Consider the following 14832-nt stretch of genomic DNA (forward strand, 5'->3'; position numbering starts at 1 on the left):
TGTTTTACTATTTACTTAAGGTAAACGATTACGTAATCGTTTACTTCATCCTCAGGAAAGAGGGATTTTACTATGGCGTCGATTAAAGATGTGGCAATCAAAGCGGAAGTGTCTACAGCTACTGTATCACATGTTATTAATGGCACTCGCTATGTAGCAGATAAGACAAAGGAAAAAGTTTACGCAGCTATGAAAGATTTGGATTACAGTCCAAATATGGTGGCGCGCAGTTTAAGAAGTCGAAAATCAAATACGATCGGTCTGCTTGTTCCATTATTAGCGGAAGATACATCCAATTTCTTTTTTATGTCAATTGCCAATGGAATTGAACAAGTACTTAAGGAAAATGGGTATAACTTAGTACTAAGCAATTCGAATGAGAATGCAGATATGGAAAAGGATCAGATTAAAGTATTTAACCGTCAACATATTGATGGGTTAGTAATTGCTCCTGTTAATGGAAAGGAACATAGGTACGAAGACCAGTTTAATGGGGAATACCCTGTCGTCTTCATTGACCGACGTCCTCAAGGCTATAAAGGAGATACGATTCTCGTCAATAATCGTCAAGGAACGAAGGAAGCTGTGGAAGTACTACTCAACAAAGGGCACGAGAAAATAGGCTTTATTACGGGGACTTTAGGGATTACGACCAGTGATGAAAGATTAGAAGGGTATAAGGAATCTTTAGCTCAACATCACATTGCTTTTAATAAATCTTATATAAAAGAAGGACCAGCTACTTTTCAAAAAGGCTATCAACTGGCTGAAGAGCTTCATAAAGAAGGAGTCACGGCATTGTTTGTTGCTAATAATGTGATGACAATGGGATCGGTGTCGTACTTGCAAGCGAACGACGTAAAAGTACCTGATCAAATGGCAATTATAGGTTATGACGATTATGATTGGATGAAGATCGCTTCCCCGCCTTTATCTGTTGTGCGGCAGCCCGCTTTTGAAATGGGAAAGGCTGCGGTGGAACAATTGTTAAAACGTATCCATGGAGATACAGAAGGCACAAACGAAGTCATGCTAAACTCTGAATTGGTTATAAGAGGTTCCTGTTAAGGTACCTCCTTATTTTTAACAAAAAAGTAATCGTTTACGTAATCGTTTACTACTTGAAGGAGGTGAGTGTAAGCTTATCTTGCTTAGTTTTATATTTTTACTTTATAAAAGGGGGAGAAACAGTTGAATAAATTATCAATCTTTTTATTCGGTTTTATGTTGTTATTCTTAGCGGCTTGTTCTAGCAATAGTGAAGGTACATCAGGAAACTCTTCAGAAGGTGAGAGTTCGGAAGATGAGGATACAGTGGAAACAGGTGAAGTGGAAACTAATGTAGAGGCTACAGGTGATGAAGATGTTGTTCTTGATTTCTGGATCCACCAGACAGGTGAAGATGAAACAAATGCATATATTGAACGAATTGATGCGTTTAACGAAGAGCATGAAGACATTCACGTGGAAGCGGAGGTCATCATTGATGATGGAGCAAGCGCTTATAGCGACAGTATTAACGCTGCGCTAGTAGCAGGAAACCTTCCGGACGTGATGGCGATTGATGGTCCTTATGTATCGAGCTTTGCGGATGCAGGAGTTATTCGTCCAATTGATGAGTATATCGATGAAGAAACAAAAAACCAATACGTAGATTCCATTATTCAACAAGGTACTTACCAAGATAAGCTTTACTCTCTAGGAGCAATGGAAGCGTCCGTTATGCTTTATTACAACAAAGATATTTTTGAAGAAGAAGGAATTGAAGCAGCAGAATCATTAGATGAGGCGTGGACGTGGGATGAATTAATGGAAAATGCTAAAACTCTAACCACGGAGGATCGCTATGGTTTAAATCTATTTATGAACGAGGGCGTTGGTGAATGGCTGACGTTTATGGGGGCTCCTTTTACTTGGTCAAACGGAGGGTCTCTTGTTTCTGAAGATGGTATGGAAGTGGATGGTCACTTAAATAGTCCAGAAACCATTGAATCGTTAAACTACGTTAAATCTTTATTTGAAGAAGGCGTCGTAAGTGAAAGTCCTAGTCAAACTCAGTTTGAAGAAGGAAATGCAGCAATGGCGCTCGGTGGTCCATGGATTTCTGTTTCTGCAGAGGAAGCCGACTTAAACTGGGGGATGATGCCTTACCCTTATAAAGATGAGAAAGTTTCGCCTTCTGGAAGTATGGCTTATGCCATTACTGAAAATACTGAGCATCCTGAAGAAGCGACAGAGTTAATGAAATGGATGACAAATGAGGAGTCTGCCATCACTGTATCTGAAGCAACTGGAATGCCTCCTGCACAAAAATCAGCATTTGACTCTATGGAAAAATACGATGAATTACCTTATAGCATTATGAAGGAGCAAGTTCTGGAAACTGCTCACGCTAGACCTTCTACGCCAGCTTATCCTGTTGTAACGGATGCTTATGCGCAAGCATTTCATGCCGCAGCTTTAGGTGAAGATGTAGAACAAGTTATTGATCAGCAAGTCAATCGAGTCGAACGAGAAATGAAACGTTTTAAGGAGTAATTTTAACTAATTGAGGGGGCAGTAAGCGATCAGTTGCCCCCATTATATGTTCAGGTAAGGAGGTTAATCATGAAAAAATCTAACAGTTCTTCAGCAGAACAGTTGGACACTAACGCCAATCATGATCCACGGGGACGTCTTCAAGTGGCTGATAAAAAGCCTCATCGCAAAAAGAAAAGAATGAAGTCCCAAAAGTTTAGGGAAGCCGCCACAGGCTACTTTTTCTTGGCTCCTGCTTTGATCTTATTAGGAATTTTCTTGCTTTATCCGATGGGAGCAGCCTTTTATTACAGCTTTACTGATTTTTACATTTTAACACCTAATGATATTTCTTTCATTGGGTTTGAAAACTTTTCCTACATTTGGAATGATGCAGAATTCCGTCAAGCCTTTTGGAATACGGTCTATTTTGCGGCCATCGTAGTACCCGTTCAATTAACAGTAGCTTTAGGACTGGCTTTGCTTATCAATAAGAAAATTCGATTTCGGGTGTTCTTTCGTACAGCGTTCTTCTCTCCAGTGGTCATGTCATTGGTTGTAGTATCAATCTTATGGACGTTTATGTATAACCCGAACGAAGGCTTGATTAACGAATTACTTGGCTTGTTCGGCATACCTGCTCAGCCTTTCTTGAATAGTCCTGATCAAGCAATGAATTCGATTATTGTTATGTCCGTTTGGCAGGGCGCCGGTTTTCAAATGATGATTTTCTTAGCAGGGTTACAAAACATCCCAACCCACTTGTACGAAGCAGCCGATATTGACGGAGCAAGTAAGTGGCAAAAGTTTTTACATGTCACTTTGCCCGGCTTACGGAACATTGCCTTATTTATTTTTATTACGATCACGATAGCTGCGTTTAAATTGTTAGTCCAACCGATGATTATGACCCAAGGAGGTCCGTTAGGGACAACAAAATCACTCGTCTATCATATTTATGAGACCGGGTTTAACTATAGAGATGTAGGCTATGCCTCAGCGATGGCCGTTGTTTTTACAGTGATTGTGTTGGCTGTCACCATTATCCAACGCATGCTCACACGTGAAGAAGGGGGAGTATAGGGCTTATGAAACAAACTCTCACACAAAAGATTATTCTCTATGTCACATTATCTATTATAACAGTCATCTTTTTATTTCCTCTGATTTGGATGCTCGTTTCCTCAATGAAAAATGAGTTTCAAATTTTTAGAGATATGACATCGCTTAAAGCATTCTTACCTCCTTTACCTAGCGAAGTGGAGGGAGGATACTTTCACAATTATGTGGAAGCCTTTCAGCGTGTAGATCTAATGCGTTACATTGTGAACAGCCTTATTTATACCATTGGAATTATTATCTTTGGATTAATTGTTAATTCCATGGCTGGATATGCTCTGGCGCGATTTAAATTCCCGCTTGCTGGTTTTTGGCTTGGGGTAATCATTGCCACACTGATTATCCCGCCCGAAAGTATTTTCCTGCCATTGTACGTACTCGTTTATGACTTAGGCTGGGTAAATACGTACACAGGTTTAATCGTCCCATTTATTGCAAACGCATTTGCTATCTTTTTGTTCAGACAGTTCTTTTTAGATTTTCCTAGGGAGCTTGAGGAAGCAGCTAAGATCGATGGGTGTTCGCAAATTGGAATCTTTTTTAGAATTATTGTTCCATTATCTAAGCCTGTTTTTGCTACCGTAGCCATTGTTCTTTTCATCAATCATTGGAACGATTTCTTGTGGCCGCTCGTTGTGGCTTCTGATGAAAGTATGCGTACCATTCAAATTGGCCTTCAATACTTCATGAATGATCCACCAATTAGGTGGGGACAAGTCATGGCTGCATTAACTGTGGCAACCATTCCAATGCTAATTATATTTACCTTCTTACAAAGGTATTATGTGCAAGGGCTTGCGCACACAGGTTCTAAGAATTAATTGTGAAGGAGTAGATTTGAATATATGGAAAAAAACAAAGAGTTAGTAAAAACAGAGAAATATAGACCTCATTTACATTTTACACCTCAAGAAATGTGGATGAATGATCCGAATGGGCTCGTCTATTTTGAAGGGGAGTATCATTTATTCTATCAGTATCATCCACAAAACAAAAAGTGGGGACCCATGCATTGGGGCCATGCTGTAAGTAAGGATTTATTAAAATGGCAGCACTTGCCGATTGCGCTTTATCCTGATGAGTTAGGATATATTTTCTCAGGAAGCGTAGTTGTCGACTGGGAGGATACGAGTGGATTTTTCGATGGAGGGCATGGTCTAATTGCGATGTTTACTCATGCCAAAGAAGAACTGCAGCGTCAAAGCATTGCCTATAGTAAGGATCAAGGACGTACGTGGAAAAAGTATGAAGGGAATCCTGTGATCGAAAATCCTAATATACAGGATTTTCGTGATCCGAAAGTGATTTGGCACGAAGCTAGCCGTCAATGGGCCATGGTATTAGCAGCAGGGAAAAAAGTAATCTTCTATACGTCTCCTGATCTTAAATCTTGGTCTTTGGCCAGCGAATTTGGAGAAGGGTGGGGCGCTCAAGAAGGTACGTGGGAATGTCCCGATATTTTCCCGCTTCAGCATCAAACGACAGGAGAGCAAAAGTGGGTGCTCCAAATTGGAATTGATGCAGGGGGACCCGCAGGCGGTTCAGGAACGCAGTATTTTATCGGTGATTTTGATGGAAAAACATTCTCGCCTGAACAACGTAAGCATGAGATTTACTGGCTGGATCTTGGAAAAGACTTTTACGCTGCTCAGTCTTTCTCAGATGTGCCAGATGAGCAGCGGATTGTTCTTGCCTGGATGAGTAACTGGCAGTACGCCAATGAAGTCCCGACGCACCCTTGGAGAAGTGCCATGTCAATTCCAAGAGAGCTGTCTCTTCAAACTATTGATGGGGAGGATCGGGTTATCCAAACTCCGGTAAAAACGCTGGAGGAAAATAAAGAATCTTTCCATTCACTTTCTTCATTTGAAGTAGAACAGGGAGAAGAAGTAGAGATAAGGCAGCCCAGGGCACCTTTTAGAGTAATAGTGGAAGTTGAATATGAGGCTGGATTTGAAGTTCAGCTGTTTGCAGGGGAAGATGGGAAAAAGTTTAGTATCGGTCTAAACGGAAAAGAGGTCTATTTTGAGCGTGATTTTGGAGAAGAGACTTCATTTTCAAGTGATTTCACAGGCAGATTCCATCAACAGCTGCTGTCTTCAACGAAGAAAGCTAAGCTCAGCATTTTGTGTGACGAATCTTCCGTGGAAGTTTTCTTAAACGAAGGCGAGACGGCTTTAACGAACCTGTATTTGCCGGTTCAGAAGACAGAACAACAAATCAACGTGCGCTCAACCGATGGAAAAACACTCGTTCATTCAATCCACATTGATCGATTCGATATAAATAGGTAAAGGGAGTGAGAGAATGACAGGTACAGGAGGCTGGATTTACATCGTTTGTGATTGGCTCATGCGCTTAGCGATCGTCAATTTAATATGGATCGTACTCTGTCTTGCGGGTGGAGTGATGTTAGGTATTTATCCGGCTTCTGTCGTTTGCGCCGGACTGCTGATTCAATGGATGGCCGGGGAACGTCCTGCTTCTCTTTTTTCTTATAGCTTTAAAGAGTTTAAACGTTGCTTTTGGAGAGCTAATCGTATTTTCTTAATTTCAATGGCCCTGCTTACGATCTTAGGCGTAAATACGTTGATTAGTCTCCAGTTTGAAGGTATTTGGTTTTACTTATTTGTAAGTAGTACGTTTATGCTAGCCTTAGGGATCATAATAACACTTAGTCTTGCTCTTCTGCCTTTGAGTGCTGGGCGAAAAGGAATAGGGTCGGTGAAAGAAGCTATTCACTTTATGCTGATGCATCCAGGAAGAGTACTGGGCCTTATCACAGGGGGGGTTATAGCAGCGATTACGATAAGATTGATTCCCGGGTTACTTCCTCTCTACTCCGTTAATTTATTATTACTAGTGACCGTTTTCATGTTCCAAGGTCCTTATTTTAAACGCATTACTACAACGATTTAAGAGCTGTCTATACTAACAGCTCTTTTTTTTTCTTCAATGAATTGTAGTAAGATTTTCCCTGTCTGAGGTGGTATAATTGTTTCTTATGTCAGTATGGCTTGAACGAGGAAGAGGGAGCTACCGGACGAGGAGAAGAGATTGAGGTAGGAGCCGAACTCGTCGAACAACTACAAGAGAATGAGGAAATGGAAGAGCCCATTACACAAGAAAAAACAAGCTTTAATAAAAAAATCTAAGGAGTCTGGGTTCTTCCATTAATTGTTTGAGCTGAGTATATTCGCTGGTAAATAAGAAGATTTGGCAATAAGCATCTAAGCTCACAAAAAATTCTGCCCCTTGCCAGGGCAGATTTTTTTACTTATACAAATAGACTCTCTACGTTTTGATCACTTGTAACGATCAGCAGCACTTTACCTTCATCCAAATCTTCTTCATATTCATGAGCGTCTTCTTCAGATAATCCAATCTCTTGCAGTTTGGCTCTTAGCTCATCACCTTTTTTACTGAAGATATTGTTTAAGAATGTTTTAACGTCTTGCTCGGATAAGCCAATCGTGTTTGCATTTACGTTACTGGCGATTCGATCCGTGCGATCGTCATCGTGAGTGAGGATATAAATATCTTTACTGTTAATACCGTTATGCTGTAATTTCTTAACATCTTCCATTACATTTTCATCGTTTGTATATTCGCGAATAAATGGCATATTTTATTCACTCCTTCAAGGTAATTTTAATTTCACTACAACACTTCCCCGTGAAAATTACATCCAAACCTATCGATAGGCTTCAGAAAAAACGGGCCCCGTTAGGGCAGGAAAACGACTCGTTTTTCCACGAGACATCACGAAAAGCGAGTCGTTTCTACAACCCTTTTCTCGTCCCATGCAAAGGAAACTTGTTATTGATAGAATAATATCAACACTGAAATACACAAAAAAGAAGCCCTCATCACAAGATGCTATGAGGGCTCTACTTAATTAATTGGCTTTAAGTTTTCCTTTCACTTCGTACATTTCTACAGACTGAGCAGAAGCTTCGATTGAAAGTTCACCTTTCTTGCTTCTTAGTTCAGATCCATCTTCTAGTAAAGGAAGAAGCTTCACATTGTTTGGTGTTTTTTGATTATAGCTATCAAACAAATCAATAGTGACGTCTTCATCCCCCTGGTTAACGACTACAACAACTTTATTTTGCGGCATGGTTCTTTCGTAAACGAGCACATCCTCATCAGAATGAATGACATTAAACTCGCCTTGTGTTAAAGCTTTCTGATCTTTTCTCATCTCAATTAACTCTTGGTAATGGGCCTTCAATTCTAAGTCTTGCTCTTCTTCATCCCATGGCATCATTTCACGATAGTAACGGTCTTTCCATTCATCCACGAGGTTATGGTCTCCGCTTTGAGATAGTCCCACTTCATCCCCGTAATAAACAATCGGTGCTCCTGGTAATGTGAATTGGATAGCTGCTGCGTTCTTCATGGTTTGCACGTCTCCATCGGCTTCATAAATAAAGCGGGGCACATCATGACTATCTAAGAATGTGGCTGGAACAAACTCTTCATGATACGTATCAAAAATGGTTTCTAATGAAGAACCAAATTCGGTCATGCTGTCTCCGTGGATCATCGCATCAGTAATGGCGGACTGTGTTTCAAAGTCAATCGCGCCGTCTAGTTTACCTGTATAGGAAGTAATGGTATCGAGATCATCCCATACTTCTCCAAAAATAAAGGCATCAGGGTCATTTTGTTTAACCGCATGGCGGAAATCCACCCAGAAGCTATGGCTTGGCCCTTTTGCATAATCTAAACGGAAGCCGTCGACACCAATCTCATCCATCCAGAATGGTACAACGGTATCCAGCATGTAGTCTCTCGTTTCCTGATTGTCATTATTCAATTCCGGCAATTCCTGAACATCATAGAACGTTTCATATTCATTTGGCCAGTTCGTAAACGTAAACCAATCAAAGTACTCGCTGTTTTCTCCATTTTCAACAGCATCTTGGAAGAAGTCATGCTGATTAGAAACGTGGTTTGGCACAAGGTCGTAAACCACTTTCATATTTTTTTCGTGAGCTAAATCGACTAACTCTTTCATCAATTCATTACTTCCAAAACGGTCATCAATGTTTAAGAAATCAGTAGGGTGATAGCCATGGGAATAAGGTCCCTCGTAAATAGGGGACACCCAGATGGTGTTCACACCTAGACTTTCAATATAATCAAGCTTCTCGATGACACCTTGTAAGTCTCCACCCATCCATCCTTTTAATCTTTCGTCTTCAGGTAAAGTAGGATCTACAGAAGTATTGTTGCTTTCTTCCCCGTCATGAAAACGATCAACAAATACTTGATAGATAATGGATTCTTTTGCCCAATCAGGTGACTGATAATCTTCTACATAGTAAGCAAATTCAGTAGCATCCTCAGCATTTAATTCATTATTATCTGCAAATTGGGACCCAATACTTTCGGAGTTCCAAACATCAATCTTGTATTTAACTCTTGTTTCGTTCTTTTGCTTTGGAATCGTTCCTTCAAAAATGGAGGTTTGTAAACCTTCCTTATTCGTCTCTGTTTCGATCATTTCTAAAAAAGTGATTTGGCCATTATCCGCTTCTCCGCGCTTACCGCTTGGAGTAGAACCATCCGTCGTATAATAAATAGCGCCTTCATCGATTGGTCCATAATGCTCCACACTTACCTGAACGGTCGTTTCATCCGTTTGATCAGGTGTATAAGGGTCGTGGTTAAAATCATGAGTGACTTCGTTAGCGACGGGAACTGTCTCCCAGGCTGTTACTTCATCCTCGTATACTTTATTATCTTCAGTAAAAACGGCTTCACGGTTCGTGTCAATTTCTTCTTTGTAAGATTTGCCGCCTAAACTGTACACATATTCCAATGTCTCTCCTACTTCACCTTTTACTTCAATCTCATATGTACCCTCATCTACTTTCTCAAGCGGACTGACGGAATAATTGAAGTTATTTTTACTGGAGGCGACGGTAGGAGTCACCCAATCGGGTGTTCCTTCAGGCACTTTAAGCTGTAATGTTAAGCTGCCAGAAGATGTATCAGCAAGCTGAACATTTACGTTACGCTCATCACTTGGGTCAAAAGTGAAAATATAATCACCATCCTGAGGCGGTGTAAATGTTAAATTGCTGCCTTCCATCCATGTTCCGTCATATACGTATTTAAATTCAATCGTCTTTCCACCCTTAAGCGCAATCGGCTCACTTACCCATTTGTCTTCCTCTTCGTTGTATGTAAGTGGGTTGTTGTTTGAATCCCAATCAAGGGAGTCTGCACTTCCACGAAGCACCACAGAATCATACGTGTTCTCGTTGGCATTCGCTACGATTGATGCAAGCGGTTGCACAAAAGCCAATAAAAAAAGCAAACATCCAATTGTAAAAAGATATTTCTTCAAAGTAATATCCCTTCCTTTCGATAAGTGTAATCGTTTTCATAATATAAAATTTTCAGAAATATGTCTATAGTTCATTATGATTAGGTCTTTTTGCGTGTCTATTATACTGGTTCATAATCTTCACCTTCGATCACATCTATTATGGCACTTGCCAATCCTCTTACATCATTTAACGTTTGATCTCTGCCAAAAGAGATACGAATAAAAGTTTGGGCTTTTTGTTCAGAGAGCCCCATAGCCAATAATGTTTGAGAGGGGGCGTTTTTGCTCATTTGACAGGCACTGCCCGTCGAGAAGTAAAAACCTTTTCGATTGGCTTCTAACATCATGTGCTGGCCACTAACATTTTCAATGCAAAGCCCAATAATAGGGATGGGTGCTTCTGAATTTGAACCGATAATTTCAACTTTTTGTTTTACTTCATCCAAATGTTTTATTAATTCTTGTTTTAATTGCTGGGTGTGGTTTTGGTGTGAGTGAAGGTTCATTACCATTTCTTTGGCTGCTGTTGTGAAAGCAGCAATTCCAGGAGTATTTAACGTACCAGGTCGAACGCCGCTTTCATGCGTCACATTCGGTAAAAAGGGGCGAAAAGAGAGCGAGGGGCGGATGTACAATGCTCCTATGCCTTTGGGCCCGTATATTTTATGACTTGAAATTGAAAAACTGTCTACTAATGAAGTAATTGATGATAAATCAATCTTTCCAAAAGATTGAACACAATCACTGTGCAGCAATAAATGATTACTCTTACAAATCTTATGGACTTTCTCGATTGGCTGAATCTTTCCAGTTTCTGAGTTTACATGCTGTATAGAGATAAGTGAGGTATCTTCTCGTATGAGTTGCTGCAATTGTTCCATGTCGATTATACCTTCATTCGTTAGAGGAACTTCACTAACTTCAAAACCAGCATTCATTAACTTTGTGGTCACATTTTTGATCGAAGAATGCTCACCAGCCGATATGATGATGTGCTTCCCTCGTTTAGCTTCAGCGAGAGCATTGATGGCCAGCATATTACTTTCTGTTCCTCCGCTCGTAAAACTAATTCCTTCCTGCTCAACTTTAAGAAGGTTTGCAAGTGTGGCTCGACAATGCTCAACTAAGGTTTCAGCTTTGGAACCAGCATCATGAAGACTCTCTGTATTCCCATAATATTCTTGAGAGGCGGTTATATAAGTTTGTAATGATTCTTTACTCATAGGACAGGTTGAAGCAAAATCGAAATATTTCATACTTCTTCTCCTTTTTAAAAAGTCTTGTAATCTATTAAAATATATGTAAATATAAGTGTCAATACACTTGTAAAGTTAAGGTGAATACTATGAGAAAAAATGACGTCATAATCGTTGGCAGCGGGGTGGCTGCACTGCAGCTTGCTGTTCATCTACCCAGGCATTTAAATGTGATGGTTATCACAAAGTCTTCTGTCAAAAATAATAACTCATCCTTAGCTCAAGGAGGAATTGCCGCAGCCATCGGACCTAAAGATCATCCTTATCTCCATTATGTAGATACAATCGAAGCAGGAAGGCAGATAAATGACCATGGGTCCGTTTATCACCTTACTGAAGAAGCACCAAAAGTCATTCAAGAGTTAAGGACCTTTCATTGTAAATTCGATACATATGTGAACAATGAACTGCAGCTTGGAAAAGAAGGAGCACATAGCCTGGCAAGGATCGTCCATGGAGGAGGAGATCAAACCGGTGCCTCGATTGTAGATTGTTTACTAAATAAAATCGGATCAAATATTTGTGTAGTTGAAAATGAATTAGTATATGACTTGCTTGTTAATGAAGAGGGTCAATGCTGTGGTGTGAAAACGTTCGACAAGAATGAAGAGGTCCACACCTTTACGGCACCACATGTTGTATTAGCCACAGGAGGCTGTGGAGAGCTTTATAGATTTACTTCCAACTCAATACAAGCTACTGGTGAGGGAATCGCATTAGCTTATTGGGCGGGAGCACAGGTAAAAGATATGGAATTCATGCAATTCCACCCAACTTTACTTTTTACAAATGGAAAGACTAGGGGGCTAATAACAGAAGCGGTTCGAGGAGAAGGGGCTCGTCTTGTAGATGGGGCAGGGAATTATCTTATGGATGGGGTCCATCCAATGGGAGACCTCGCTCCTCGGCATATAGTTGCTCAAACGATTTTTCATTCATTGAAAAATGATCAACCTGTTTATTTAGACTTGACCTCCATTCCTAATTTCGAGAAGCGTTTTCCTACAGTGGCAAAGCTATGTAGAAAATATCACTTTACAGATAAAGTCCCCGTTGCTCCCGGCTCTCATTTTCTTATGGGTGGGATAGAAACAGATCAACAAGGTAAGACAAGTATTCCAGGGCTTTATGTTATTGGAGAAGCAGCTTGTACTGGAGTTCATGGAGCTAATCGTCTGGCGAGCAATTCCTTGTTGGAAGGATTGGTTTACGGTAAAAGACTCGCTCACTATATTAAAAACCAAAAGAGAGAAATTAATATAAAGCTCGTTCCAAAGCATAAGCCGCAGGTTAATCTTTCAAGTCATCGTTTACCTAAAATCAAAGAGATTCAAGATCAAATGATGGAGAATGTGGGAATCGTCCGCCATAAAAAGTCGCTGCAGAAGCAACTAAGCTGGATTGAATCCTTCAAGCTTGATCAATGGCTTCGTATGGACTTTGCAAAGCTTAGCAAAAAGCAATGGACAACTATAGCGATGTTACAAACGAGCTTTTTAATAGCAAGAGCTGCTTTAGAACGTACGGAGAGTCGAGGGGGGCACTATAGAAGCGATTATCCTTTTGAATCTGAGAAATGGTTAAAAAAACATACGGTTCAGTGTAGAAAAGAAGTGAGGGGAATTTATGAACCAGCTAAAAGTTAAGCAAGCATTAGAACATTTTTTTATTGAGGATATTGGTGATTTGGATGTAACAAGTGATTATTTATTTGACAATCGTGAAGCAGAAGTAGAATTTCAGGTGAAGCAGTCAGGTGTATTTTGTGGAGGTTCTGTAATTGTTACAGGTTTTCAGCTAATAGATCCCTCTATTCAAGTGCATTTATTAAAAGAAGACGGTGAAAAGGTTTCACCTGGAGAGGTCGTCGCAATTGTTAAAGGCAATCAGGGCAGTTTATTAAAAGGAGAACGGGTGGTATTAAACCTTGTTCAACGTATGAGCGGAATCGCTACCTTAACGGCTCTTGCAGTAAAGAATCTACATAGCGAGCACACTAAAATCTGCGATACAAGGAAGACGACACCAGGTCTTCGAATGTTTGAAAAGTATGCTGTAAGGATGGGGGGAGGATTTAATCATAGGAATGGGTTATATGATGCTGCGATGATTAAAGACAACCATATTGCTCTTGCTGGATCCATTACTAAAGCCGTACACCACTTACGGAAGAGACTTGGGCATATGGTGAAAATTGAGGTAGAAACGGAGACTGAAAAACAGGTAAGGGAAGCAGTCGAGGCAGGAGTGGATTGCGTGATGTTTGATAACCGAACCGTTCAAGAGATTCAGAGATTTATCCAACTCATTCCTCCCCATATTATAACTGAAGCCTCAGGCTCGGTGAAGGTAGAGAACCTGTCAAAATACAGTAATTGTGGGGTCGATTATATTTCTTTAGGCTGTTTAACACACTCCGTTGCTTCTTTAGACATTAGTGTAAACGTTAACCAATTAGAAAGGGGAATTTTAAAATGACTATTTTCGAGACGCTGCAGGCTTCTACTCCTACGATTCCCGAAAAATACATGCAAATGAATGCAGAGGAACTTACATATCGTATCTGTGAAATTAAAGAAAAGATGGGAACCACATTATTTCTACCAGGGCACCATTATCAAAAAGATGAAGTTATCCAATTTGCTGATGCCCGAGGAGACTCTTTACAATTAGCTCAAATTTCTGCTTCCCAGGATGAAGCGGAGTCGATTGTTTTTTGTGGGGTTCATTTTATGGCAGAAACAGCGGATATTTTAACTAGAAACGACCAAAAGGTATATCTTCCAGATCTGCGTGCCGGCTGTTCAATGGCTGACATGGCTACCTATAATCAAACAGAGAAGGCTTGGAGCCAACTAATGAGTACTTTTGATGATACGATTGTTCCCTTAACCTATGTGAATTCAACAGCAGCAATTAAAGCCTTTGTTGGGAAGAATGGGGGGGCAACTGTGACTTCTTCGAATGCCGAGAAAATGATCAAGTGGGCATTTAATCAGAAAGAACGTATTCTTTTTTTACCCGACCAGCATCTTGGCAGAAACACTGCATATAACTTAGGAATTCCTTTGGAACGTATGGCTGTTTGGGATCCTATTAAGGAGGAACTAATATATGAGAAAGATAAAAAAGATGTAAAAGTTATCTTGTGGAAAGGTCATTGTTCAGTACATGAAAATTTCACAGTTTCGAACGTTCATCACATTCGGAAAAACTATCCAGAAATGAAGATCATTGTACACCCTGAATGCAGCAGGGAAGTAGTCGCCCTCTCTGATCAAGCAGGGTCAACCAATTACATTATTGAGGCGATTGATCAGGCTCCGTCTGGAAGCTCTTGGGCGATAGGAACAGAGATGAACTTGGTCAATCGAATCATTCACCAGCATCCTGATCAACATATTATTTCTCTTAACCCTACTATGTGTCCTTGCTTAACGATGAATCGAATTGATCTTCCCCATTTAACATGGTCACTGGAATCCATTGCTGAAGGAAAACCGGTCAATCTAATCGAAGTGGAAAATACGATAGCTGTTGACGCGAAGAAAGCACTTGAACGTATGTTAATTAGAACATGATACGTTAGTCATTATC

13 protein-coding genes are annotated in these 14832 nt (G+C 40.3%); 10 read left to right on the forward strand and 3 right to left on the reverse strand.

Features of this window, described 5'->3' with window-relative positions; translation table 11 throughout:
• Positions 1-72: 72 nt before the first annotated feature.
• From IEV27_RS15885 to IEV27_RS15915, 7 genes are all read left to right on the forward strand, one after another.
• Positions 73-1068, forward strand: a complete 996-nt coding sequence (locus tag IEV27_RS15885) for a LacI family DNA-binding transcriptional regulator (protein WP_188378485.1) — start codon at positions 73-75, stop codon at positions 1066-1068.
• A 123-nt stretch (positions 1069-1191) separates the two neighbouring features.
• On the forward strand, positions 1192-2538 hold the full coding sequence (locus IEV27_RS15890) for an ABC transporter substrate-binding protein (protein ID WP_229735389.1): 1347 nt from the start codon (positions 1192-1194) through the stop codon (positions 2536-2538).
• A 69-nt stretch (positions 2539-2607) separates the two neighbouring features.
• Positions 2608-3600 (forward strand): carbohydrate ABC transporter permease, encoded by a 993-nt coding sequence (locus tag IEV27_RS15895; protein WP_373868114.1) that lies wholly within the window; start codon positions 2608-2610, stop codon positions 3598-3600.
• 5 nt (positions 3601-3605) lie between these two features.
• The gene (locus IEV27_RS15900) at positions 3606-4457 is read left to right on the forward strand and encodes a carbohydrate ABC transporter permease (protein ID WP_188378486.1); all 852 of its coding nucleotides are present in this window, start codon (positions 3606-3608) and stop codon (positions 4455-4457) included.
• Positions 4458-4481: 24 nt separating this feature from the next.
• On the forward strand, positions 4482-5930 hold the full coding sequence (locus IEV27_RS15905; protein WP_188378487.1) for a glycoside hydrolase family 32 protein: 1449 nt from the start codon (positions 4482-4484) through the stop codon (positions 5928-5930).
• A 13-nt stretch (positions 5931-5943) separates the two neighbouring features.
• Positions 5944-6555, forward strand: a complete 612-nt coding sequence (locus IEV27_RS15910; protein WP_188378488.1) for a YesL family protein — start codon at positions 5944-5946, stop codon at positions 6553-6555.
• A gap of 98 nt (positions 6556-6653) precedes the next feature.
• Positions 6654-6791, forward strand: coding sequence for a hypothetical protein (locus tag IEV27_RS15915; protein ID WP_188378489.1), 138 nt, complete (start codon positions 6654-6656; stop codon positions 6789-6791).
• A gap of 122 nt (positions 6792-6913) precedes the next feature.
• Here the strand turns inward: IEV27_RS15915 and IEV27_RS15920 are convergent, their stop codons facing one another.
• The 3 genes from IEV27_RS15920 to IEV27_RS15930 all read right to left on the reverse strand — a co-directional run bounded on the left by IEV27_RS15920 (position 6914) and on the right by IEV27_RS15930 (position 11235).
• Positions 6914-7261 (reverse strand): YflT domain-containing protein, encoded by a 348-nt coding sequence (locus tag IEV27_RS15920; protein WP_188378490.1) that lies wholly within the window; start codon positions 7259-7261, stop codon positions 6914-6916.
• A gap of 273 nt (positions 7262-7534) precedes the next feature.
• Positions 7535-9997 (reverse strand): alpha-amylase family glycosyl hydrolase, encoded by a 2463-nt coding sequence (locus IEV27_RS15925; protein WP_188378491.1) that lies wholly within the window; start codon positions 9995-9997, stop codon positions 7535-7537.
• 101 nt (positions 9998-10098) lie between these two features.
• On the reverse strand, positions 10099-11235 hold the full coding sequence (locus tag IEV27_RS15930; protein ID WP_188378492.1) for an IscS subfamily cysteine desulfurase: 1137 nt from the start codon (positions 11233-11235) through the stop codon (positions 10099-10101).
• 89 nt (positions 11236-11324) lie between these two features.
• Here IEV27_RS15930 and nadB point away from each other — a divergent pair, with 89 nt between their 5' ends.
• Genes nadB through nadA form a run of 3 tightly spaced genes read left to right on the forward strand, consistent with a single transcriptional unit; the run spans position 11325 to position 14816 of the window.
• Entirely contained in the window at positions 11325-12881 is a 1557-nt protein-coding gene (gene nadB, locus IEV27_RS15935; RefSeq protein WP_188378493.1) for an L-aspartate oxidase, read from the forward strand.
• Positions 12862-13713, forward strand: coding sequence for a carboxylating nicotinate-nucleotide diphosphorylase (nadC, locus tag IEV27_RS15940; RefSeq protein ID WP_188378494.1), 852 nt, complete (start codon positions 12862-12864; stop codon positions 13711-13713). Before nadB ends, nadC begins: the two co-directional genes overlap by 20 nt.
• Positions 13710-14816 (forward strand): quinolinate synthase NadA, encoded by a 1107-nt coding sequence (gene nadA, locus IEV27_RS15945; RefSeq protein ID WP_188378495.1) that lies wholly within the window; start codon positions 13710-13712, stop codon positions 14814-14816. Before nadC ends, nadA begins: the two co-directional genes overlap by 4 nt.
• Positions 14817-14832: the final 16 nt, after the last annotated feature.

Source organism: Halobacillus andaensis (assembly GCF_014636475.1).
Taxonomy (GTDB): domain Bacteria; phylum Bacillota; class Bacilli; order Bacillales; family Halobacillaceae; genus Halobacillus_A; species Halobacillus_A andaensis.